Raw genomic sequence first — 22,010 nt, 5'->3', positions numbered from 1 at the left:
ATGCATAAACCGGGCGGGAGCAGATCTAGCTCCTCCGTTATCACAGTGCAGTCTTACATACCAATTGATTTTGGGGGCAGTTATACTAGAAGGAGTGAGATCATGGCACAAGAAAAAGTATTTCCTATGACACTTGAAGGTAAAGAAAAGCTTGAGCAGGAACTTGAATACTTAAAATCGGTCAAACGTAAAGAAGTAGTAGAAAGAATCAAGATTGCACGCAGCTTCGGAGACCTGTCTGAGAATTCGGAATATGATTCAGCCAAAGAAGAACAGGCTTTTGTTGAAGGACGCGTTACAACACTTGAGAATATGATCCGCAATGCTAAAATCATTGTGGATGATGCTAATTCAAATGTTGTCACTCTCGGCAAAACCATTTCATTTATTGAACTTCCAAACGGCGATGAAGAAACATATACAATCGTCGGAAGCGCTGAGGCAGATCCATTTGAAGGCAAAATCTCTAATGATTCCCCAATCGCAAAGAGCCTCATGGGCCGTCAGGTTGGAGATGAAGTAAACGTGCAGACTCCGGGCGGAGAAATGCAAGTAAGAATCACAAACGTTAAGTAAGAAGGTTTAATAAGAAAACACCTCGTCGACACTAGTCAAAGGCGAGGTGTTTTTTTGATGATAATGAAGAAGAGAATGAAATGGACGGGCGCTTTTATTTTTATATGCATGCTTGTGCTGATTGCAAGGCTTGCAGACATCCAGCTTATAAACACAGAGTCCTTTGGGGGAGAAAATGTCAATTTAATTGAAGAGAGTGTCGGACAGAGAACGCAGGAAGTCATGATTGACGACGGCCGCGGCCGGTTTGTGGACAGAAATCTCCTTCCTGTCGGAAATTTTCAGGAACCCAAACTCGTATTGTTCCCGTTTTTGAAAAACATTGAGTGGCCGAAAGAAAAACTGGCGCAGATAACCGGATACTCTGCTTTTGCCCTTAAAAACATGCTTGAGGATGCTGACAAACCGCTGATCATGGGTTCTGCAGAGGGCATAACCTTGACTGAGTCCCAAATGGATACGATCAATGACCTTGAGATCCCTGGGGTTTTCGCCATTTACCAGCAGGCAAAAAAGAAGGATGAAGCAGCAAACCATATCATCGGCATCACGGGAGAAAGTCCGGATGTACTGAGAGAACGCTACCCTGATAAGAAGGAGCTATCCTCCAAAACGCAGGTCGGCTTTACCGGGCTTGAAAAAGCATTTGATGAATTTTTACTTCCGGATGCAGAAACAAAGCTTTTATACCATGTGGACGGCGATGGAAATCCGCTCTTTGGCATAAACGTCAAGTATATTGCAAACGCAAATCCTTTTTATCCTGTAAGCGTCAAAACAACCATTGACAGCAGGATACAGAAAATGGCGGATGCGATCGTCACGAAATACGGCATTAAAAAAGGGGGACTTGTGCTCCTGGACGCTGAAACGAGTGAAGTGCTGGCGATGGTAAGCAAACCGGCGCTTGAAAGGTCTGACTCCGGTTCACACACAAACCATATGCTGACTCCGCAAATTCCCGGTTCCGTTTTTAAAACGGTCATCGCCGCTGCTGCGATTGAAAACGGGCTGAAGCTGAAAAATTCGTATAATTGCCAGCTGGATATGTATGGTGAACATGACGATGATTCTGATATGGGAATCCTCAACTTTGAACGCAGTTTTGCAAGAAGCTGCAACTACACGTTTACAACGACAGCTGAAGAATTGATTAAAAAAGACAAAAAGACCATTGAGGAATTTGCAGGGAAATTAGGCCTGACTGAAAAAAATGGCTGGAGCGGAAATGTGTTTCATTATAACCAGTTCAGGCAGTTTCCTGAAGAGAAGTCTCCTTCCATTTGGGATGACCCGCGAGATAAAGGAGCGTTTCGTGCTGTGGCACAGACGGCAATCGGGCAGAAAAATGTCCGCGTAACCCCGCTTGCTGCAGCGAACATGATGGCGACAATTGCGCGGGGAGGAGAAAAAAAGCAGGTGAAGATTGCTGACAGCATTCTTTATAAAAACGGGACAACCATGTTTGAATTTCCGGATCAGGATATGGAAGGTGATGGGATCTCTCCTTACACAGCCTCCAAGCTGCAGCATTTGCTCAGGCTGGTTGTAACAGATAAGGACGGAACCGGCAGAAGATTTCAGTCGCTGCCATTTGAAGTTTCGGGAAAGTCAGGCACGGCTGAAACAGGACATAAAACTGTCCACAAATGGTTTGCAGGGTATTTTCCTTCAAACAATCCCAAATATGCCCTTGCGGTTGTTGAACTGGATACTCAAAGTGAAACATCCTCGGCCAACAGCATCTTTTATGATGTCGCAGCTGAATTATCCCGATTAGAAAATGCTTCTACTAGATAGAAACGCAATCTAATGATAGAATAAGACAGAATGTTAGAGGGATAAAGGAGTGTAATGCACTTGAGCAATCTAAGTAAAGGATCACGCTTTGAAAACCGTGATAAACGCCGGAAAGCAAATGTTGTCCTGAACATTTTAATTGGGATTGTAGCCATTTTAATTCTTGTCATTGGGTCACAGCTGCTGCTTGGCGGAAATGACAGCGAAAAGGCGTCAGAAAAAGCAAACGAAGAGACGGCATCAGGTACCGTCAAGAATGATGAGAATAAAGGACAACAAGATAAAGAAAAAGCTGAAGCGTCTGAAGAAAACAGCGAAGAAAACAGCACAGAAGATGCAGATGAAGCAGAAAAAGAAGAAACGGCCGAAGAAAACGGCGAAGAAAATGAAGAAGCCGGAGAACCTGTCGTAACAGAAGGCGATCCGAATTCAAACGTAGATCAGATTATTGAAAATCCAGGCTGGAAGCCGGTCGGAACTTCGCAATCTGAGCCCCACGTTGCCCAATATGACAAAAGCTCACAGGACTGGGCTGAAATGATCAAGGCTATGAGTTATGCTACAGGACTGAGCGAATCAGATATGACCATCTGGTTTATCGGAAACAACGGCAGTCCGAATGATGCAAAAGGAACCATTTCTTCAAAAGACAAAACACAAAATTACAAAGTAGAGATTACCTGGGTTGAAAACGAAGGCTGGAAGCCGGTCAGAGTCGAAAAACTGAAACAGCCTGAAAATTGATGAAAGGTGAGACAAAACGTCTCACCTTTTTATTTTGCCTTAAAATGCACCGCAGCGCTGTAAAACCGTCTTCCTTCTTCACTTACATGCATCTGGTGGGAAACCGAATGCACCTCAAGCAAAATCGCTTTATTGATCTCAATCTGCTCGCTGATCTTCTTCTCAAGATCTGCAAGCTTCTCCGACTCGAAAAATTCCACTTTATCTTTAATGAACTCCAGTTTAAACATATTAGATGCCTCCAAATATATATTCTTCTGCTACTATTTAGTAACGCTATAAAAGTTTTAAACTTAGTGGACTTTAGCGGAAAGCACTCGACACCTTGTCCAGCTGCAGCGCTCAGGCTCTACTGTCAGAACAAAATCCCCCAAAAAGGCGGGACCCGGACTTCTCGGGTGATTTCTTATCTGACTGCCGGAGTAAAACGGGCGCTTCCGCTTTTCTATAGAATATCTCATAAAATACCCTTCTGGAAAGTCTTTTCATTGCCTGTTAAACAAACCGTGTGGTAAATTAAGAACAGTTCTATTTTTAAATCATAGTATACACATAGGAATTATTTAAATTATCATCAAAGGATTGGTGCATGATGGGAAGAGAGTTTGTAGAACTATTTGAAGATTGGGCTCACTCGTATGATTCGACTGTAGTCGGACATGATGAAGAATATAAAGATGTGTTCAGCGGCTACAGCGCCATTCTTGAAGCTGTAGCATCCAAATCTGGTAAATTCGTCCTTGAATTCGGAGTCGGAACCGGCAACCTGACAGCAGAACTGCTGAATAAAGGAAAGCAGGTCTACGGAATCGAACCATCGAAGACGATGAGAGAAAAAGCAGCTGAAAAGCTTGGAAACAAGGCTCAGATCAGCGACGGTGATTTTCTCACCTTCCCTGTTCCAAAAGGGGAAATAGACACGGTTGTTAGTACGTATGCGTTTCATCATTTAACAGATGAAGAAAAAGAGAAAGCTGTCGCAATTTATGCCCGTCTTCTCGGCAAAGGTGGTAAAATAGTGTTTGCTGACACAATGTTTGAAGATCAGAAGGCTTACAAGTCCATGATTGAAAAAGCAAAAAAACAGCACTACTTAAACTTGGCAGCCGACCTTGAAACAGAATATTACACAACACATTCAGTCATGCGCGGCATCCTTGAAAAACATTCATTCACTGCCGACTTCACGCAGCTCAACGAATTTGTGTGGCTGATAGAAGCCGTAAAAAAATAATACCGACAGCGTTTCAGGCTGATGCCGGCCAAAAACCCCTTTTGAAAGGAATGGAACAACAAATGAAAGCAGCCATCATTGGAGCAATGGAAGAAGAAGTTTCTATTTTAAGAGATCAGCTTGAACATGCAAAAACAGAAACGATCGCAGGAAGCGAATTTACAACTGGAACATACAGCGGGATGGACGTTATCCTTCTGAAATCAGGAATTGGGAAGGTAAATGCTTCCGTAAGCACTGCTATCCTGCTTGACCGCTTCAAACCTGATGTGGTCATTAACACAGGTTCAGCTGGAGGTTTTCATCATTCCCTGAATGTTGGAGACGTCGTCATTTCTACAGAAGTAAGACATCACGATGTAGATGTGACAGCATTTAACTACGAATACGGTCAAGTGCCCGGCATGCCGGCTGCTTTCCTTCCGGATGAAAAGCTGGTTGCAATTGCTGCCGAGCAGGCTCAGGAACAGGAAGGGATTCAGGTTGTGAAAGGTCTGATTGCCACCGGTGATTCGTTTATGAATGATCCTGAAAGAGTCGCATACATCCGAACAAAATTTGAAAACCTATACGCAGTTGAGATGGAGGCTGCGGCCATAGCCCAGACTGCCCATCAATTCGGCGTACCGTTTGTCATCATCCGCTCTTTGTCTGATATTGCAGGAAAAGAATCGGATGTATCATTCGAACAATACTTGGAAACAGCTGCAAAAAATTCCGCAGAGCTTGTTTTAAGCATTGTCCGTGCATTAAAAAGCTAAAAACAGAGGGGATCGCAATGATCCTCTTTTTTAAGGATAACAGGATAAGAGTGCAGACATTCTTATCACAGGAGTGGACAGAATGAAAGTCGTAAAAGGCATTGAAGAACTGATTGGCAGAACGCCTCTGATGGAATTGACCCAGTTTCCGCTTCCAAACGGCGTGCGCCTGTTTGCAAAACTGGAGTTTATGAATCCGGGCGGGAGCATTAAAGACCGTCTTGGCGCTGAACTGATTGATGAAGCATTACGAACAGGCAAGGTGAAAAAAGGCGGAACGATTATTGAACCGACCGCTGGCAATACGGGCATCGGACTTGCGCTTGCCGCAATCAGCAGGAATGTAAATGTGATTGTGTGCGTCCCCGAAAAGTTCAGTATGGAAAAACAGGATCTCATGAGGGCGCTCGGGGCAGAAGTTGTCAATACCCCGACAGCAGAAGGAATGAAGGGCGCCATCAAGAAAGCTCAGGAGCTTAGTGAGCAGATACCCGGATCCTACTGCCCTCAGCAGTTTGGAAATCCTGCAAATCCGCTGACGTACTATAAAACGCTTGGACCTGAGCTGTGGGAGCAGCTCGACGGGAAAATCGATGTGTTTCTCGCAGGGGCAGGAACCGGCGGAACATTTATGGGAACGGCGCAGTATTTAAAAGAGGTAAATCCCGGTGTGAAAACCGTTATAGTAGAGCCTGAAGGATCAATTTTGAACGGCGGAGAATCCGGACCGCACAAAACAGAGGGGATCGGAATGGAATTCCTCCCGGATTATATGGATGAAACGTATTTTGACAGTATTCATACAGTCATGGACACAGACGCGTTTAAAAGAGTGAAAGAGCTTGCCATGAAAGAGGGCCTTTTAGTCGGAAGCTCAGCAGGTGCAGCGATGCATGCAGCCCTTCTTGAGGCAGAAAAAGCGGCCCCGGGCTCACACATTGTGACGATCTTTGCTGACAGCAGTGAACGGTATTTAAGCAAAAAGATTTACGAAGGAGGAATCTAGCATGAAACAGAAAACGAAAATGATTCACGGGGGCATTGTCGGAGACCCGCACACAGGAGCTGTATCAACACCTATTTATCAGGTAAGCACCTATAAACAGGACGGAGTCGGCAATCATAAAGGATTCGAGTATTCCCGCACAGGAAACCCTACCCGTCATGCTTTGGAAGAGCTGATCAAGGATCTTGAGGGGGGTCATGCAGGCTTTGCATTTGGTTCCGGCATGGCTGCCATAACAGGCGTCATGATGCTGTTCAACAGCGGAGATCATGTGATCCTGACTGATGATGTTTACGGCGGAACATACCGTGTGATGACAAAGATTCTGAACCGTATGGGCATTGATTCTACTTTCGTTGACACAAGCGAACTCTCTACAATTGAAGCTGCGGTAAAAGAAAACACGAAAGCCCTGTTCATTGAAACACCGACAAATCCGCTTCTTAAAATTACGGACGTCGAAGCGGCAGCGGCACTTGCGAAAAAACACGGACTGCTGACGATCGTAGACAACACGTTCAGCACGCCATACTGGCAAACCCCGCTTTCAATGGGAGCTGACATCGTCCTTCACAGCGCAACAAAATACATTGGCGGACACAGTGACGTAGTCGGCGGCCTTGTAGTCGTCCGGTCTGAAAAACTGGCAGAAGAGCTTCATTTTGTTCAAAACTCTACAGGTGGAGTACTTGGGCCTCAGGATTCCTGGCTTCTGATGCGCGGCATTAAAACACTCGCTCTCCGTATGGAAGCACATGAGAAGAATACGGCAGCCATCGTTGATTTTCTAGTGGAGCATCCGGCAGTTGAAAAAGTATTCTACCCGGGCCTTGCAAATCATCCTAATCATGAAATTGCGAAAAAGCAGTCAGGCGGATTCGGCGGAATGGTTTCGTTTGATGTCGGCAGCGAAGAAAAGGCGGAAGAAGTGCTTTCAAAAGTAAAATACTTTACTTTGGCAGAGAGTCTTGGCGCAGTTGAAAGCCTGATTTCAGTTCCGGCTAAAATGACGCATGCATCCATTCCGGCAGAGCGCCGAAGAGAGCTTGGCATCACAGATGGCCTGGTCCGGATTTCAGTGGGCATTGAAGATGCGGAGGACCTTGTTGAAGATCTGAAACATGCATTAAACTAATTCCTCTGCTGCCTGTATTTGCCTGCATCATTGCCTGCTCTGATATGTTAAGGTTTTTATAGACACATATTCAGGCAGGTCACAACTGGACTTTTTCTTATAGGGGCCTTTTACTGCTTTAAACGTTCTCTGGCATACAAGAAACGGCTGGATGAGCAGGATCAGGCATAGTCTTCTACTATAAACAAAGAACCCGTTCTTATCTGAACGGGTTCTTTTTATTGGTTAAGCACCTTGCTCTTTAAGATGGATTCATAGATCAGCTTTGCTCCATGCGGAGTCATATGATTTCCGGATGGGTCAATAATTCCTGCTTTAAGCAGCAGTTCATCAGAGTCGCCTCCGGCAGCCTGCACCATGGTCGTCCAGTTGTCAATTAAGGTGATGTCATTTTTAAACGCAATTTCGCGGGTAATGTCATTATAGGAATTATGCCAGTTCCGTGCCCCGTCTGTATGGGAATAGAGTTTTTTCGGATATCTCGTGTAGTAAAGCTTGTCATGGCCGTTTCCTTCAACTATAGGAAGGCATGTCATCAGAACGGGTTTTCCGCCGTTCTTTTTAATCTCATTTACATAGTAAAGCAGATTTTCCCTGAAGCGGCTGTGTGTGACTTTTGGCTGCCCGTTTGGCAGAATCACAGCATCATTCGTTCCAAACATGATGAAAACAAGATCGGGTTTTGTGTTCAGCACATCCCGTCTAAACCGTTTTCTTGCATCCTCAGTCGTTTCTCCTCCTACTCCTGCATTATGAATGAACGTCTGTCCATCGTTTACAGGGAGAGTGGATTTGACGAGGTTTACCCATTTATCTGTATCCTGATAATTTCGGATGGTCCAGTTTGCTCCGCGCGTGTTGCTGTCGCCAAAGGCAACAATGGTATATCTATCTGATCGGTTTCCGCAGCTGATCAGCAGCAGAAAAAACAAAAGAAAAGCAGCGAGAGACAAGTATTTTTTCAAAAAAAACAACCTCCAACATAAGATGGCCAAGGGCTTGACAGCACCAGCATTCATTATTGATGAAAAAGAAGGAAGAATCAATAGAGTTTTCAAAAATGTCATAATGTATGCGCTTCATTTTTGGTGAAAAACTGGAAGGACTTCCGCAATCTTTCGTAGTACAGACACTTTCACACCCTTCCGGACATAGACTTGATTATAGGCAGCTGCCTACAATCTGTTCGTGGAGGTGGGTCAATGTCAGGAGTTTTAGCTGCATTAGGATACTTATTAAAAGAGCTGGTCTTTTTAGTATCTTATGTCAAAAACAATGCCTTCCCTCAGCCATTGTCAGCAAGCGAAGAAAAAAAATACTTAAGGCTGATGGCAACAGGGGATGAGCATGCCCGTAATATGCTGATCGAGCACAATCTGCGGCTGGTGGCGCACATCGTCAAGAAATTTGAAAATACCGGCGAGGACTCGGAGGACCTTATTTCAATCGGCACGATTGGTCTGATAAAAGCAATTGAAAGCTATTCAGAAGGCAAGGGCACAAAGCTCGCTACGTACGCGGCAAGATGTATTGAAAATGAAATCCTCATGCATCTGAGGGCATTAAAGAAAACCAAAAAGGACGTCTCCCTTCATGATCCGATCGGCCAGGATAAAGAGGGGAACGAAATCAGCCTGATTGACGTGCTGAAATCAGAGTCAGAAGACGTCATCGATACGATTCAGCTGAACATGGAACTAGAAAAAGTAAAAGAATTTATCGATATTCTGGATGAACGGGAGAAAGAAGTCATTGTAGGCAGATTCGGCCTTGACCTGCAAAAAGAGAAAACGCAGCGGGAAATCGCAAAGGAGCTGGGCATCTCAAGGAGTTACGTGTCGAGGATCGAAAAGAGGGCACTCATGAAAATGTTCCATGAATTTTACAGGGCGGAAAAGGAAAAAAAGGGCCAGCAGAAGGGCCGGCAAAAGGGGAAGGGATGAAAAAAGCGAAGATCTTTAAAAAGATCTTCGCTTTTTGTATTGGTTTATGTCAGGGCTAAACGGTCGGCTCCGCCCGTGCTAGTCAGAATCCTTCTCCACATTAAGGTGCATTCTGAGTTTCATTTGAATCATCATTTTCGCTCTCTCCTTTCGTTTTTTAAGTATGGTGGGGTGTTAGTTTCCGTTATACATTTGGAAGCATTTGTTCATCATGGCTTCATAAGATTTGTAGACTTGTTCTTCGTGGTGGATCTCTTCGATTGATTTTTTTCTGCGTTCGATTGTCAGACTTACAAACAATAGGTTGATCGTCATATAGTTTCACCTCCTGTTTTTCTTTGATGTTTTTTCCTGTTCATTAGATGCCGTTATACATTTGGAAGCATTTATTCTGCATGGCTTCGTAAGATTTGAAAACTTGTTCTTCATGCTGCACTTGTTCAAGCGTCTGTTTTCTGCGGTTGATTGTAAGTGATACAAATAATAAGTTGATCGTCATTTTTTCTCACCTCCTTTAAATGGTTAAAACCAATTTTAATATTGATTGCAGTGCAGCCGTTCCCTTTCGCTCCAGGAACTTGCTTTCCGCGGGGAGTGCCTGAAGCTTCCTCGCTGCAGCTGGACAAGGAGTCAAGTTCCTTCCGCTGCAATCCACTGGAGAGGCTGTTCAAAATCCCCAGAGAACACAAAAACGCCGCAGGGCATACCTGTGGCGTGTCGCGTTTTATAAAAATGGACATAAAAACGCCGCAGGAGAGTGCTACTCAACCTGCGGCGGTAAGGACAATAGGATAATTACCGTTTACCAGTTCGGCCGAATAGACGTGTATTCAATTGAGCTGCATTCCATTGTGCTGACACTGACATGATTGACATTTGATTCGACCTCCCTTTTCGTAGTTTTGATTACAATGGTAATTATATCCACGAAAGGATAAATTGTAAACCCTTTTTTTGAAAAATAGGCAATATTTATTAAATGAGCTGACAATCTATGGCTATAGCCTATACCAATTAGTTGAGTGTCACATAATTTAGAGGGAACAGTTTAAAAGGAGGTCTTACTCATGCGCTCTTGCACACCATTCTACGGACCGCCTGCACCATATCCTTATCCTTATCCCTATGCACCTTACGCGGGCTTTGGCTATTGGTACGCTTTTATTGTCGTATTGCTGATCCTGCTGCTTGTTTTAGGAGGAGGCTATTACTACAATAACTATTGCTGCAAATAGCCAAAAAAAAACACCTCGGCTGAGGTGTTTTTTACATTTTGCGGATTCTGAAGGATGAGATCATACAAAAAGAAAGAATCATCAGAAGGAACATATAGGAATGCACCGGCATGAAGTCTTTCCATAAATAACTGAGGGTGGCGATGCATCCGGCTGCTGTTATTGGCAGTCCACTGAAAAATCCGCAGTTATCTGTAATGTTAAATCTGGCAAGTCTGAAAGCACCGCATCCTATAAATAAAACGGCGAAAAAAGCTCCCGGCGCCCCGAGCTCAAAAAGAATTCCTTTATAAATAAGTAGTGCCGGAGCAACACCAAATGATATAATATCACTCATTGAATCCAATTGTTTGCCGAGTTCGGACTCGATGTTGAATTTTCTGGCAACCATTCCGTCAAACCTGTCAGCAAGAGCAGCAAGAAAAATAAGCAGAAGACTCAGCTTCAGCACGTCGTTAAGAGTATAGATAATGGCGAAGCCGCCCAGTCCAAGATTCACAAGGGTCAGCATGTTGGCGGTATTTGCTTTTATTTTTTTTAATGTGGCATCGATATAGCCTGCTAAAAACATAATGGCACTTCCTTAAATAGCATAAATGACCTATTCAGGCCTACTTTTATTCTATGCATGATATTGACAGTAGTAAAGATATTTTTTTGGAGGATGAACATTTATAACAATAATTTTCCAATGATTTCTTTATAAATAAGCATGAAAAAAGAAGCATGAACATTTGATGATAACCCAAATCATGTGATTCGTCCAGGTTAATCATCAATCCATGTTAAGCCAGGCGCTGTTTATAAATACGATTGAATTGACTCATGCTAAGGAAAGGATGAAAAAGGAGAGGAGCTGGCTTATTTTTTGGACCGGCTGCTGTTCTCCTTTTTGAAAAGAATAAAGCGGCATTTGCAGAGTCTCGGGGAGAGGTTAAGGTTTTCGCGGGATTGGCTGATAAGCGCAAAAGAAGAGAGCTTCACGTTTTAAAAGTCAGCTCGAAGCTTTTAAAACGTGAGTCAATGACCGGCGTTTGATCTCTTTTTTGATCAGTTCTATAAAATCTTCGCTCAGCTGCATTTCTGTCGCTTTATAGTAGGATTCAATGAGCAGTTCATCGGAAAGTTTTCTCATAGGATCGCCGGCTTGCCGGCTTGCACCTCCATTATGGAAATAATGTTCTATAAAGTAAGCACCATGCATATACTTTTATGTTATTTTCTTCTAGTAAATCCAATCTAACACGAAATATAAAATAGAACAATCGTTCTGTTATCCACAGAAGAAAGTGGATAAGCTGTTAATATCTTGTTTATAATCCTATCAGCAGAGGAATCTATATGAGTGAACAATGTGAATAGACTTATCCACAGAACGGAAGGCCGAACATTTTGTCGAAAAATTTACCGGATTTCTTCTGAATTTCTGCAGAATGCCAAGTTTCTTTTGAAAGAAAGATTAAAATCAGATATGATGTAGTTTGGCTAAAAAATGTCCGATGAGGTGTTTATAGAATGTTGAAATTATTTCTGCCGGGAGAGTACGTGAAGAATATTTATGAAATCTCTCCACAGGCATTAAAAGACAGAGGAGTAAAAGGCATCATCACCGACCTTGACAACACCCTGGTAGAATGGGACCGTCCAAGTGCCACTCCGAAACTTATTGAATGGTTCAAAGATGTAAAAGAACATGGCATCAAGGTTACCATTGTTTCTAATAATGTAGAAAAACGGGTGCGCTCTTTCTCAGATCCCCTTCAAATTCCTTTCATCTATAAAGCAAGAAAACCGATGGGCAAAGCATTCCGCAGAGCTCTGAAAAACATGGAGCTTGATAAAAAGGATGTTGTTGTGATTGGCGATCAGCTGCTGACAGATGTCCTTGGCGGCAACCGCAACGGTTTTCATACGATTTTAGTCGTGCCTGTTGCATCTACTGACGGTTTTGTAACGAGACTTAACCGCAAAATTGAAAGAAGAATTCTTGCTGTTCTGAAAAGAAAAGGCTTGATTCAGTGGGAGGATTAAACGTGACAGAGGAACAATTTGTCTGCATCGGCTGCGGTGTGAAAATACAGACAGAACATCCGGACGAGCTTGGATATGCACCGGAGAGCGCTTTGCAAAAGGAACAGATCATTTGCCAAAGGTGCTTCCGCCTAAAAAACTATAATGAAATTCAGGATGTTTCACTGACAGATGATGACTTTCTGAAAATCCTTCACAGTATCGGCGACACGAACGCACTTGTGGTGAAAATCGTTGATATCTTCGACTTTAACGGCAGCTGGCTGAGCGGCCTTCAGCGTTTTGTCGGAGGCAACCCGATTCTGCTCGTCGGAAATAAAGCGGATATTCTTCCAAAGTCGGTCAAGAGACAAAAATTGACCAACTGGATGAAACGGGAAGCTAAGGAACTCGGCTTAAACGCTGTGGATGTATTTCTGATCAGCTCTGCAAGAGGCCAGGGCATTCCGGAAGTCACTGAAGCGATTGAAGAATACCGGAACGGACAGGATGTCTATGTCGTCGGTTGCACAAATGTCGGCAAGTCCACCTTCATCAACCGCATTATTAAAGAAGTGACGGGTGAAAAAGATGTGATTACCACATCGCATTTTCCTGGTACAACGCTCGATCTTATTGAAATTCCGCTTGATGACGGATCAGCTTTATATGATACTCCGGGTATTATTAACCACCATCAGATGGCCCATTTCGTCGATAAAAAAGACTTAAAACTGCTGTCTCCAAAAAAAGAGATCAAGCCAAAGGTTTTTCAGCTGAACGAGTCTCAGACTCTATTCTTTGGCGGTCTTGCCCGTCTTGACTACGTGAGCGGCGGAAGAACGTCTCTTACGTGCTATGTGCCTGCAGAAATTACGATTCACCGCACAAAGCTTGAAAATGCAGACGAGCTGTATGAACGCCATGCAGGAGACATGCTGACTCCGCCAAGAAAAGACCAGCTCGGAAGCTTCCCGGAACTGACAGCTCATGAATTTACAATTAAGGATGATAAGACTGACATTGTCTTTTCCGGACTTGGATGGGTAACTGTCAATGAAGGAAACAAAAAAGTAACGGCTTACGCGCCTAAAGGCGTAAATGTTACATTAAGATCATCCTTAATTTAACGGGGAGAGATTCTTTTGAACAAAGTATACGGTCTTATAGGATGTCCGGTCGGACACTCGATGTCGCCGCTTATTCACAATGATCAGCTTCAGCATAAGAAAATAAGTGCGGCCTATCATGCTTTTCATGTGGAAAAAGAACACCTCAAAGCTGCGGTTGAAGGTGCAAGAGCGCTTGGCATTGCCGGATTCAACGTGACCATTCCTCATAAAATTTCCATTATCCCTTTTTTGGATGAACTTGATCAAAGCGCAGAGCTGCTTGGCGCTGTTAATACCGTTTTGAATAAAGAGGGCAGATTGATCGGGTATAATACAGATGGACAGGGATATTTGGCATCACTGAAGCAGCTGATGGAAAAGCCACTGCATGAGCAGAGGTATTTGATTATCGGTGCTGGAGGGGCTGCCAGGGCCATTTTTTACACACTCGCATCAGAGGGCGCATCAGCCATTGATCTTGCCAACCGGACGCCTGAAAAAGCTCGCATGCTTATGGAGGAGTGTCCGCATAAGGTCGATGGAAACGTCTTTTCATTAAGTGAGGCGGAATCTCTTTTATCTGATTATGATGTCATCATCCAGACAACGGCCATCGGCATGCATCCAAATGAAACAGAAAAGCCCTTTGCGGCAAGCAATATCCGAAGAGGGACGATTGTAAGCGACATCGTGTACAATCCGGTAAAAACCGCTTTTCTGACAGAAGCGGAAAAAGCAGGTGCTAGAATCCTGAACGGGGTTGGCATGTTTGTTTATCAAGCGGCCCTTTCATTTGAAATATGGACCGGTGAAAAACCGGATACTGCAAGAATGAGTAAGCTCGTATTTGCACAATTAGGAGGAAATTCATGTTAACAGGAAAACAAAAACGCTTTTTGCGTTCAGAAGCTCACCATTTGAACCCGATTTTTCAAGTAGGAAAAGGCGGGGTCAATGACAATATGATTCAGCAAATCGCAGATGTGCTTGAAGCGAGAGAATTAATAAAAGTAAGTGTGCTGCAAAACTGCGAAGAAGACAGAGATACAGTTGCAGCAGCCCTTTCAAAAGGCGCAAGAGCTGAACTTGTGCAGGTAATCGGCAATACGATTGTTCTTTACAAAGAGTCCAGAGAGAACAAGCAGCTGAAGCTGCCCAGATAACAAGGAGGCTGAAGGATGAAGAAGATTGGGATATTTGGAGGGACATTCGATCCTCCTCATTTTGGACATTTAATTATGGCAAATGAAGTTCTAAGTGCTCTTCACCTTCACGAAATCTGGTTCATGCCGAACCAGAACCCTCCCCATAAAGACTCAGAAGAAATTTCAGACAGCCTTCACCGCATGCATATGCTCAGGCTGTGTACAGAAAAGAAGCCGGAATTTAAGGTTCAGAGTATTGAGTTTGAGCGGGTCGGGCCTTCTTATACGTATGACACGGTCGTTCTTTTGAAGGAACAATACCCTGACTGCTCGTTTTATTTTATCATTGGCGCGGATATGATCGAATATTTGCCGAAGTGGCATAATATAGACATGCTTACTGAACTTGTTCAATTTGTCGGGGTGAAACGGGAAGGTTATCAAACAGAGACAGACTATCCTGTCTGTGAAGTCACTGCTCCGATTATTGAGATTTCTTCCACAATGATCAGGGAACGGTTCAGGCAGCAGCAGTCAGCGGATTTTCTGCTGCCTCAAGAAGTGATAGGATATATAGAGGAGAATCATTTATATGAATCGTGATCAGGCACTTGCTATTGTAAAAGAACAATTGACAGAACACAGATACGTTCATACAATCGGCGTGATGGAAACGGCGATCGAGCTCGCTGACAGATACGGGGGAGACCTCAAAAAAGCAGAAACAGCTGCTATTTTTCACGATTATGCAAAGTTCCGCAGCAAGGAAGAAATGAAGCAGATCATCACGGAGCAGAAGATGGCCCCTGATCTGCTGATTCACAGTCCTGAGCTGTGGCATGCTCCTGTCGGGGCGTACCTTGTGAAAAAGGAAGCGGGGATAGAGGACGCAGAAATCCTTGATGCAATCCGTTACCATACCTCAGGCAGAGAAAACATGACCCTGCTTGATAAAATCATTTATGTGGCAGATTACATCGAGCCCGGAAGAATTTTTCCCGGTGCCGAGGAAGTGCGCAAAATCGCTGAAACCGATTTGAATCAGGCGCTGATGGCATCGATGAAAAATACGATCCTGTTTTTGCTGAAAAAAAATCAGCCCATTTATCCGCAGACTCTGCAATCATATAATTATTTGGTGTTTGAAGAAAAAGGAGGAACAAGCTATTGACTGGTAAAGAAACATTGGAAATCATGGCAAAAGCAGCAGATGACAAAAGAGGGGAAGATATTGTTGCCCTTAAAATGGAAGGAATCTCATTAATTGCGGATTACTTTCTGATTTGTCACGGGAATTCAGACAAACAGGTTCAGGCAATCGCAAGAGAGATGAAAGATCAGGCAGGCGAAAAAGGGATTAACGTGAAACGTCTGGAAGGCTTCGATGAAGCACGCTGGGTCCTGATTGATATGGGAGATGTTGTCGCTCATGTTTTCCATAAAGAAGAGCGGGGTTACTATAAGCTTGAAAAGCTATGGGGAGATGCTCCGCATGAGAATCTGGAGAATGTTCTCACTCCATGATTTATAAAGGGTTCGCAGAAATTTACGATGAGCTGATGAAAGACGTCCCGTATGGACAGTGGACGGATTTTCTTCATGAAAGAATGAAGAGATTTGGAAACGGAGGCAGCCGCATCCTTGATTTAGGCTGCGGTACAGGGGAAATATCCATCAGGCTGAAGCAAAAGGGATACGCTGTTACCGGCATGGACATCAGTGAAGAAATGCTTTCAGTCGCTTATCAGAAGACAGCCGAACTTGGTCTCAGCATCCAGTATCTTCAGCATGATATGCGGGAAAAAAGCGATCTTAATCAATCATTTGACGGTGTTTTTATTTGCTGTGATTCCCTGAATTATCTGCAGTCAAAAGAAGATGTCCAAAGTACCTTCAAAGCATCCTTTGACCAGCTGGCTGAAGGCGGTCTGCTTATTTTTGATGTGCACTCATTATATAAAATTCATGAAATCTTTAATGGCGCAACTTTTGCAGGAAATGATGAGGACGTAAGCTTTATTTGGAACAGCTTCCTGGGCGATGAGCCCGGCAGCATCGAGCACGATTTATCCTTTTTTGTGAAGCGTGATTCTTTTTATGAGCGTTTCGATGAATTCCATATGCAAAGAACCTACTCCATTGACTGCTATAAAGATATGATTGCGGCTGCAGGGCTGGAACTGCTTGAGATAAGTGCGGATTTTTCGGAGGATCAGCCTGACGAAGAATCCGAGAGAATCTTTTTTACAGCACGAAAGAACGGATTACTGGGTTAACACTAAAAAACCATCATTTTTTTTGATGGTTTTTTTTCGTATGGAGAAGGAATAGAAGGCTGCTTGAAGAATGATTAGTATAGTCACTCATATCTCCCGAACTGTTCTCCCACTTCTCTCAGATCCTGATCAAATTTTTTATGGGTCCTCTGAAACAGGTGTTCAAAGACATCGCCCAGTTCAGATTCCATCACACTGATTCCCTCTCCCGTAACACCGCCTTTTACACACACCTTCTCCTGAAGGGTTGGCAGTGTATACCTCTCGCTTTCAAGCAACTTCCCGAGACCGACGACCATTTCACTGGTAAGCTGGACCGCCTGATTTTTTGTGATGTCTGTTTCCCTGACAGCTGCATCAATGAACCTCTGAAGCAGATAACTGAAGAATGCCGGCCCGCAGCTTACAATATCCGAGGAGACACGTGTAATTTGATCTTCAATTGTAAAGGGGTGAGAGATGGTCTGGAAGAGCTCTTCAATTTTCTTTCGCATATCCCCGCTGCATCTTCCGAATGTCAGCAGTGAAACGCCTGACAATGCCCGGTTTGTAATACTCGGTATCACACGGGCAACCTGACAGCTGACAACCGACTGCAGCTGCTCGACACTGATTGGGCTAGTAATGGAAATAATGCATTGATCATGCCGGAGATAGGGTGACAATTTCAGCAGCAGGGGGTGAATATCAAGCGGCTTGACGCATATAAAAATAAGCTCAGCTTGCCGAGCAATTTCTTCGGGCGTTAAATACAGGTTCAGTTTAGGATGCTCTTTTCTCAGGTTTGCCGCTTTTTCAAAGGTCCGGTTTGTAATATGAATGTCTGAGGGCTTAAGTGCATGAGATTCAATAAACGCTTCAATCAGAATCTTCCCCATATTGCCTGTTCCAATAAAACCTGCGTTCAATGTGTCATCCCCTCCTTTTATCATACTTACTCCTACACTTTATGAAATCTGTTTCCCTTTTATGAATACAACTAAGGAGCTGAAAATGAAATTACTTAAAAAATATAAAATCGCTGTTCTGATTGCCGCTGCAGCTGCATTTCTGTTTGTTTATCAATCCCAGGAGCAAGATTCAGGGGGCGAGAAGGCATTATTGCTTGATGGAGAGGCTGTATTAATGGAACCTGAGTCTCCAGAAACTACGCCCGATCAAAGTGCGGAAAGTCAGCCGGAAGAGCTCATTGTGGACGTGAAGGGTGAAGTGAAAGCGCCCGGCGTTTATGAAATGAAGCCAGGAGAAAGATACCATCATGTCATCGATGCCGCCGGGGGACTTACTGAACAGGCGGATGCAGCACAGATTAACCTTGCAGCACTGCTTGAAGACGGTATGGTGGTTCAGGTTCCGAAGATTGGTGAAATCCCGAATGAATTCACTCAGCAGCCGGGAGGGGCACATCCTTCTGGCGGGGGAGGAGAGAAAACGGTGAATCTGAATAAGGCGTCATCTGAGGAACTGCAGACCCTTACAGGAATCGGACCGGCAAAAGCAGAGGCCATTATTGCCTACCGGGAGGAAACAGGGGGTTTTAAAACCGTTGAAGATCTCATGAATGTTTCAGGGATCGGTGAAAAGTCGTTTGAAAAAGTGAAAGACAGTATTTCAGTAAAATGAATTGACTGCGTTTTAGAACTATCAGTACACTAGAAGAAGATCATGCACTTTTACAAATGGGGGATAATATGAACAGAATTTCCTGGAATCAGTATTTTATGGCCCAGAGCCACTTGCTCGCATTAAGAAGCACGTGCACGCGGCTTGCAGTAGGAGCGACCATTGTAAGAGACAAGAGGATTATAGCAGGCGGATACAACGGCTCCATTGCCGGAGGAGTGCACTGCATAGATGAAGGCTGCTACGTCATCGACAACCATTGTGTAAGAACCATCCACGCGGAAATGAATGCGCTGCTTCAATGTGCAAAATTCGGGGTTCCGGCGGCGGGAGCGGAAATATATGTGACCCACTTTCCCTGCCTGCAGTGCTGCAAAGCTCTCATTCAAAGCGGCATAAAGAAAGTTTATTATGCAAAAAGCTATAGGAATCACCCTTATGCGATCGAATTATTTGAACAGGCGGGAGTTGCAGTAGAGCAAGTGGAAGGCGAGACGGATTCACTTGAAGCGGAGCAAAGAGAGTTCGTAGAAGAACTTCTCAGGCAAGTAAGTGCTGAAGATTCGGATACGCGCGACATGCTCATAAAAAAAGCAGACAAGCTTTTTAAAAGGTGAATATCTTGCAGATCTCTAAAATAAGCTATCAGGGAAGGCTTATCTATTTTGCGGCAGCATCCGGTTTAGGTGTTGCTGCTGCAAAATCTCCTGATCATCCCCTTATGCTCATATTGGTGTTTTTCTTCTTTTCCTTTCTTCTCCTTCGTAAAATGAAGACCCTCTTCGTTCTTACACTTCTCATGTTTATCTTTTTTGCCGTTCACTACACCCAAACGGACAATCGAAATGTTTCACAATTTACAGAAGGCAGAACAGTTCTCCGAGCAGCCTTTTTAGAACCGCCTGAGTTTGACGGAAATCAGATGAAAGGTGTCATTAAAGCGCATGGGGAGAAGCTGTCTGCCGTTTATTACGTTCAGTCTGAAGGGGAACTTATGAACCTGGCCAAACAGCTTGAAGCAGGCACCTCCTGCACATTTAATGGCCATCTGTCGCATCCATTAAAAGCGACTGTCCCTAATGCGTTTGACTACCATGATTACTTAAGAAACAGCAGAATTCACTGGGTTATGACCCCTGATTCGATCAAAGACTGCAGCGGCGGGGCTTCCTCTTTTTTCGAAAAGCTGGCTGAGTACAGAGCAAAGGGAATTCAGTTTGCTGCCGAGGAATTTTCTCCCCAGTCAAGAGGCATTGCTGCGGCTCTGCTTTTTGGATACAGGGAGTATATTCCAGATGAGATCAACAAAGCATACCGCGATTTGGGCATCATCCATTTGCTGGCGATTTCAGGACTGCATGTCAGCATTCTTGTTTCCTGCATTTACTTCATTCTCATACGCTCAGGTGTGACCCATGAATGGGCTGCCCGTATTCTTCTTTTGCTGCTTCCCGTATACAGCCTGCTTGCAGGCGGGGCTCCGTCTGTCCTGAGAGCTGCCGGCATGAGCATGATCTATCTCGCCGTTAAACAGCTGAGAATAAAGCTCACAGCTGCAGATGCGATTTCCATTGCATGTATTGTGATGCTTGCCGCAGATCCCTATTATTTATTTAACATCGGTTTTCAGCTGTCCTTCGCAGTCAGTCTTGCCCTTCTTTTATCCGTTAAAATCATTTCCTCATTTTCAAGCCGTCTGCATCAGCTCACAGCTGTATCAGTGATTGCGCAGGCTTCCTCACTTCCAATCATCCTGCAAAGCTTTTATCAGGTGTCAGCAGTAAGTGTGCTTGTGAATCTGCTGTTTGTGCCATTTTATTCAGCGGTCGTTCTTCCTCTTTGCCTGGGCTCTTTTCTTTTAAAGGCAGCTGTTCCTTCTGCAGGAACCGTGCTGATTGGAGTGACTGATGCCGTCATTGCCATCAGCAATGATGCTGCGCTGCTTGCAGGCAGCAGATATTCTTTTATGCTTGTATTCGGGAAGCCATCATGGCTGGTGCTTTCTCTTTACACGGTCCTGTTTTGCTTTGCAGCTGTGGCATTTGAAAAGCACTTCCTTTTCAGCAGGCTGAAAGGGGCGGCGGCAGCCGTTTTTCTGCTTCTCTTCCTTCAGCATCAATCTGCACACTTCCAGGCAGAAGGAGAGGTTGTCATTCTGGATGTCGGTCAGGGTGATTCCATATACGTGTCTGCGCCTTATAATCAGGGAACCTATCTGATTGATACCGGAGGCATTCTCTCGTTCAGCAGGGAAGCCTGGCAGGAAAAACGGTCGTCCTACTCCATAGCCGAGGATACGCTGGTGCCGTTTTTAAAATCTAAAGGTAAAAAGACGCTTGATAAGCTGATTTTGACTCATGGGGATGCGGACCATGCAGGGGAAGCGCTGAAACTGCTGCGGGAAGTAGAGGTAAAGGAAATCGTCGTTCCAAAAGGATTTATAAGAGGGGACTTTGAAAAAGAAATTGTGGAGGAAGCTTTGGCAAAAGGGATAAAAATAACCGCTCTTGGAAGCGGAGATGTTATGGATGACAAATACTTCAAGTGGAAAGTATTATCACCTGCAGAGATTACAGACAGTGAAAACGATGATTCGCTTGTTCTGTACGCGGAAATAGGTGGTCTGAAGTGGATTTTTACCGGTGATCTTGAACATGACGGGGAGAAGCGGATCCTTGAAGCCTACAGGGGATTACGGGCGGATGTGCTGAAAATTGGCCATCACGGAAGTAAAGGCTCCACTTCTGTTCCTTTTCTTCAGCAGCTGCAGCCCAAGATCGCCCTGATTTCGGCCGGAAGGAAGAACAGATACAATCATCCCCATCCGGATGTGCTGAAACTCCTTGAGCAAAATGGGACCAAAACATACCGCACGGACCGGGATGGGTCAATTGCTTATAAATTTAAGGGGGACAATGGAACATTTTCTATCCACCCTCCATACGATAGCGTATCAGGAAAGGAAAAATGAAAAAGAGACTGCCCGGCAGCCTCTATGTAAGGGTTGTCATGAACCGATTAACTTAATAACAGTTGCCATGATGAAGATCGTGGCGAAAAAACCAAATGATACAACAAATCCCACTCCAGAGTCTACAGCGTCGTTGCGTTTACTTTGAACATTCTTTTCAAATTCATTCACAATTTACCCCTCCTATTATGCCTTATAGTATAAGTCAAATCCGCCAAAAAATCTATCATTTTCCAATCGGCCATTTGTCAACACTTTACACCTATAGAAAGATGGGGGCAAGAGGACACTATAAGAAATCAGATCGATCGCCAGCCAGTATGTGGAACCCGGGTCATATGCGGCGGCGTTTATATAAATCAGGGGACTTGTCATCAGGTTCCCTGTTCCATTTGGCTTTTTCTCTTGAAAAAAAAGCAAAGGACCTATACGATGAGAG

General features: G+C 44.2%; 28 protein-coding genes. 20 read left to right on the top strand and 8 right to left on the bottom strand.

Annotated elements, in window-relative coordinates; translation table 11 throughout:
• The first annotated feature begins 102 nt into the window (after positions 1 to 102).
• Genes greA through AZ46_RS10245 form a run of 3 tightly spaced genes read left to right on the top strand, consistent with a single transcriptional unit; the run spans position 103 to position 3,120 of the window.
• Positions 103 to 576: a transcription elongation factor GreA gene (gene greA, locus AZ46_RS10255; RefSeq protein WP_029279487.1), complete on the top strand. Its 474-nt coding sequence runs from the start codon at positions 103 to 105 to the stop codon at positions 574 to 576.
• A 57-nt stretch (positions 577 to 633) separates the two neighbouring features.
• Positions 634 to 2,376, top strand: coding sequence for a peptidoglycan D,D-transpeptidase FtsI family protein (locus AZ46_RS10250; protein ID WP_029279488.1), 1,743 nt, complete (start codon positions 634 to 636; stop codon positions 2,374 to 2,376).
• A 54-nt stretch (positions 2,377 to 2,430) separates the two neighbouring features.
• Complete coding sequence (locus AZ46_RS10245; protein WP_029279490.1) at positions 2,431 to 3,120, top strand: DUF1510 family protein; 690 nt, start codon at positions 2,431 to 2,433, stop codon at positions 3,118 to 3,120.
• 29 nt (positions 3,121 to 3,149) lie between these two features.
• Here AZ46_RS10245 and AZ46_RS10240 read toward each other — a convergent pair whose 3' ends face one another.
• Positions 3,150 to 3,350 (bottom strand): DUF2536 family protein, encoded by a 201-nt coding sequence (locus tag AZ46_RS10240; protein ID WP_029279492.1) that lies wholly within the window; start codon positions 3,348 to 3,350, stop codon positions 3,150 to 3,152.
• A 362-nt stretch (positions 3,351 to 3,712) separates the two neighbouring features.
• On the opposite strand from AZ46_RS10240, the gene AZ46_RS10235 reads away from it, so the two are divergent.
• The 4 genes from AZ46_RS10235 (at position 3,713) to AZ46_RS10220 (ending at position 7,256) form a co-directional block, all read left to right on the top strand.
• On the top strand, positions 3,713 to 4,354 hold the full coding sequence (locus tag AZ46_RS10235) for a class I SAM-dependent methyltransferase (protein WP_029279494.1): 642 nt from the start codon (positions 3,713 to 3,715) through the stop codon (positions 4,352 to 4,354).
• Between the two features lie 62 nt (positions 4,355 to 4,416).
• A complete protein-coding gene (gene mtnN, locus AZ46_RS10230; RefSeq protein WP_029279496.1) occupies positions 4,417 to 5,115 on the top strand; it encodes a 5'-methylthioadenosine/S-adenosylhomocysteine nucleosidase in 699 nt (232 codons plus the stop codon).
• An 82-nt stretch (positions 5,116 to 5,197) separates the two neighbouring features.
• A complete protein-coding gene (locus AZ46_RS10225) occupies positions 5,198 to 6,121 on the top strand; it encodes a PLP-dependent cysteine synthase family protein (RefSeq protein ID WP_029279498.1) in 924 nt (307 codons plus the stop codon).
• 1 nt (position 6,122) lies between these two features.
• Positions 6,123 to 7,256, top strand: coding sequence for a bifunctional cystathionine gamma-lyase/homocysteine desulfhydrase (locus AZ46_RS10220; RefSeq protein ID WP_029279500.1), 1,134 nt, complete (start codon positions 6,123 to 6,125; stop codon positions 7,254 to 7,256).
• A gap of 218 nt (positions 7,257 to 7,474) precedes the next feature.
• On the opposite strand, the gene AZ46_RS10215 is transcribed toward AZ46_RS10220, so the two are convergent.
• Positions 7,475 to 8,221, bottom strand: coding sequence for an SGNH/GDSL hydrolase family protein (locus AZ46_RS10215; RefSeq protein WP_029279502.1), 747 nt, complete (start codon positions 8,219 to 8,221; stop codon positions 7,475 to 7,477).
• Positions 8,222 to 8,458: 237 nt separating this feature from the next.
• Here AZ46_RS10215 and sigK point away from each other — a divergent pair, with 237 nt between their 5' ends.
• Entirely contained in the window at positions 8,459 to 9,199 is a 741-nt protein-coding gene (gene sigK / locus AZ46_RS10210; protein WP_029279504.1) for an RNA polymerase sporulation sigma factor SigK, read from the top strand.
• A gap of 174 nt (positions 9,200 to 9,373) precedes the next feature.
• On the opposite strand, the gene AZ46_RS21525 is transcribed toward sigK, so the two are convergent.
• Both AZ46_RS21525 and AZ46_RS21520 read right to left on the bottom strand, forming a co-directional pair.
• Complete coding sequence (locus AZ46_RS21525) at positions 9,374 to 9,514, bottom strand: YrzI family small protein (protein ID WP_081414169.1); 141 nt, start codon at positions 9,512 to 9,514, stop codon at positions 9,374 to 9,376.
• A 43-nt stretch (positions 9,515 to 9,557) separates the two neighbouring features.
• On the bottom strand, positions 9,558 to 9,698 hold the full coding sequence (locus AZ46_RS21520; RefSeq protein WP_081414168.1) for a YrzI family small protein: 141 nt from the start codon (positions 9,696 to 9,698) through the stop codon (positions 9,558 to 9,560).
• A 568-nt stretch (positions 9,699 to 10,266) separates the two neighbouring features.
• Between AZ46_RS21520 and AZ46_RS22195 the strand changes: the two genes are divergently transcribed.
• Entirely contained in the window at positions 10,267 to 10,434 is a 168-nt protein-coding gene (locus AZ46_RS22195; protein WP_168713771.1) for a hypothetical protein, read from the top strand.
• Positions 10,435 to 10,465: 31 nt separating this feature from the next.
• Here the strand turns inward: AZ46_RS22195 and pssA are convergent, their stop codons facing one another.
• Positions 10,466 to 11,005, bottom strand: coding sequence for a CDP-diacylglycerol--serine O-phosphatidyltransferase (pssA, locus tag AZ46_RS10205; RefSeq protein WP_029279506.1), 540 nt, complete (start codon positions 11,003 to 11,005; stop codon positions 10,466 to 10,468).
• Positions 11,006 to 11,428: 423 nt separating this feature from the next.
• Positions 11,429 to 11,569 (bottom strand): sporulation histidine kinase inhibitor Sda, encoded by a 141-nt coding sequence (sda, locus tag AZ46_RS10200; RefSeq protein WP_029279508.1) that lies wholly within the window; start codon positions 11,567 to 11,569, stop codon positions 11,429 to 11,431.
• Positions 11,570 to 11,949: 380 nt separating this feature from the next.
• Between sda and AZ46_RS10195 the strand changes: the two genes are divergently transcribed.
• From AZ46_RS10195 to AZ46_RS10160, 8 genes are read left to right on the top strand one after another with little or no spacing between them, the layout of a single operon-like run.
• Positions 11,950 to 12,465 carry a YqeG family HAD IIIA-type phosphatase gene (locus AZ46_RS10195; protein WP_029279510.1) on the top strand — a complete coding sequence of 172 codons (516 nt, stop codon included), beginning with the start codon at positions 11,950 to 11,952 and terminating at the stop codon, positions 12,463 to 12,465.
• A 2-nt stretch (positions 12,466 to 12,467) separates the two neighbouring features.
• A complete protein-coding gene (yqeH, locus tag AZ46_RS10190; protein WP_029279512.1) occupies positions 12,468 to 13,574 on the top strand; it encodes a ribosome biogenesis GTPase YqeH in 1,107 nt (368 codons plus the stop codon).
• A gap of 15 nt (positions 13,575 to 13,589) precedes the next feature.
• A complete protein-coding gene (aroE, locus tag AZ46_RS10185) occupies positions 13,590 to 14,432 on the top strand; it encodes a shikimate dehydrogenase (RefSeq protein ID WP_029279514.1) in 843 nt (280 codons plus the stop codon).
• Entirely contained in the window at positions 14,426 to 14,719 is a 294-nt protein-coding gene (yhbY, locus tag AZ46_RS10180; protein ID WP_029279516.1) for a ribosome assembly RNA-binding protein YhbY, read from the top strand. Before aroE ends, yhbY begins: the two co-directional genes overlap by 7 nt.
• 15 nt (positions 14,720 to 14,734) lie before the next feature.
• The gene (locus AZ46_RS10175) at positions 14,735 to 15,304 is read left to right on the top strand and encodes a nicotinate-nucleotide adenylyltransferase (protein WP_029279518.1); all 570 of its coding nucleotides are present in this window, start codon (positions 14,735 to 14,737) and stop codon (positions 15,302 to 15,304) included.
• Complete coding sequence (yqeK, locus tag AZ46_RS10170; RefSeq protein ID WP_029279520.1) at positions 15,294 to 15,872, top strand: bis(5'-nucleosyl)-tetraphosphatase (symmetrical) YqeK; 579 nt, start codon at positions 15,294 to 15,296, stop codon at positions 15,870 to 15,872. Before AZ46_RS10175 ends, yqeK begins: the two co-directional genes overlap by 11 nt.
• A 23-nt stretch (positions 15,873 to 15,895) precedes the next feature.
• Positions 15,896 to 16,225 carry a ribosome silencing factor gene (gene rsfS / locus AZ46_RS10165; RefSeq protein ID WP_029279522.1) on the top strand — a complete coding sequence of 110 codons (330 nt, stop codon included), beginning with the start codon at positions 15,896 to 15,898 and terminating at the stop codon, positions 16,223 to 16,225.
• Positions 16,222 to 16,977, top strand: a complete 756-nt coding sequence (locus tag AZ46_RS10160) for a class I SAM-dependent DNA methyltransferase (protein WP_029279524.1) — start codon at positions 16,222 to 16,224, stop codon at positions 16,975 to 16,977. The genes rsfS and AZ46_RS10160 overlap by 4 nt, the downstream gene beginning before the upstream one ends.
• An 83-nt stretch (positions 16,978 to 17,060) precedes the next feature.
• Here AZ46_RS10160 and comER read toward each other — a convergent pair whose 3' ends face one another.
• Entirely contained in the window at positions 17,061 to 17,885 is an 825-nt protein-coding gene (comER, locus tag AZ46_RS10155; RefSeq protein ID WP_029279526.1) for a late competence protein ComER, read from the bottom strand.
• Between the two features lie 85 nt (positions 17,886 to 17,970).
• On the opposite strand from comER, the gene AZ46_RS10150 reads away from it, so the two are divergent.
• From AZ46_RS10150 to AZ46_RS10140, 3 genes are all read left to right on the top strand, one after another.
• Entirely contained in the window at positions 17,971 to 18,600 is a 630-nt protein-coding gene (locus AZ46_RS10150) for a helix-hairpin-helix domain-containing protein (RefSeq protein ID WP_029279528.1), read from the top strand.
• Positions 18,601 to 18,668: 68 nt separating this feature from the next.
• On the top strand, positions 18,669 to 19,217 hold the full coding sequence (locus AZ46_RS10145) for a ComE operon protein 2 (RefSeq protein ID WP_029279529.1): 549 nt from the start codon (positions 18,669 to 18,671) through the stop codon (positions 19,215 to 19,217).
• A 5-nt stretch (positions 19,218 to 19,222) separates the two neighbouring features.
• Entirely contained in the window at positions 19,223 to 21,571 is a 2,349-nt protein-coding gene (locus AZ46_RS10140; protein WP_051865395.1) for a DNA internalization-related competence protein ComEC/Rec2, read from the top strand.
• Positions 21,572 to 21,607: 36 nt separating this feature from the next.
• On the opposite strand, the gene AZ46_RS21515 is transcribed toward AZ46_RS10140, so the two are convergent.
• Complete coding sequence (locus tag AZ46_RS21515; RefSeq protein WP_029279532.1) at positions 21,608 to 21,742, bottom strand: YqzM family protein; 135 nt, start codon at positions 21,740 to 21,742, stop codon at positions 21,608 to 21,610.
• Positions 21,743 to 22,010 lie beyond the last annotated feature (268 nt).

This window comes from Metabacillus indicus LMG 22858 (assembly GCF_000708755.2).
GTDB classification, from domain to species: Bacteria; Bacillota; Bacilli; order Bacillales; family Bacillaceae; genus Bacillus_P; species Bacillus_P indicus.
This window is presented reverse-complemented; position numbering and strand designations above follow the sequence as displayed.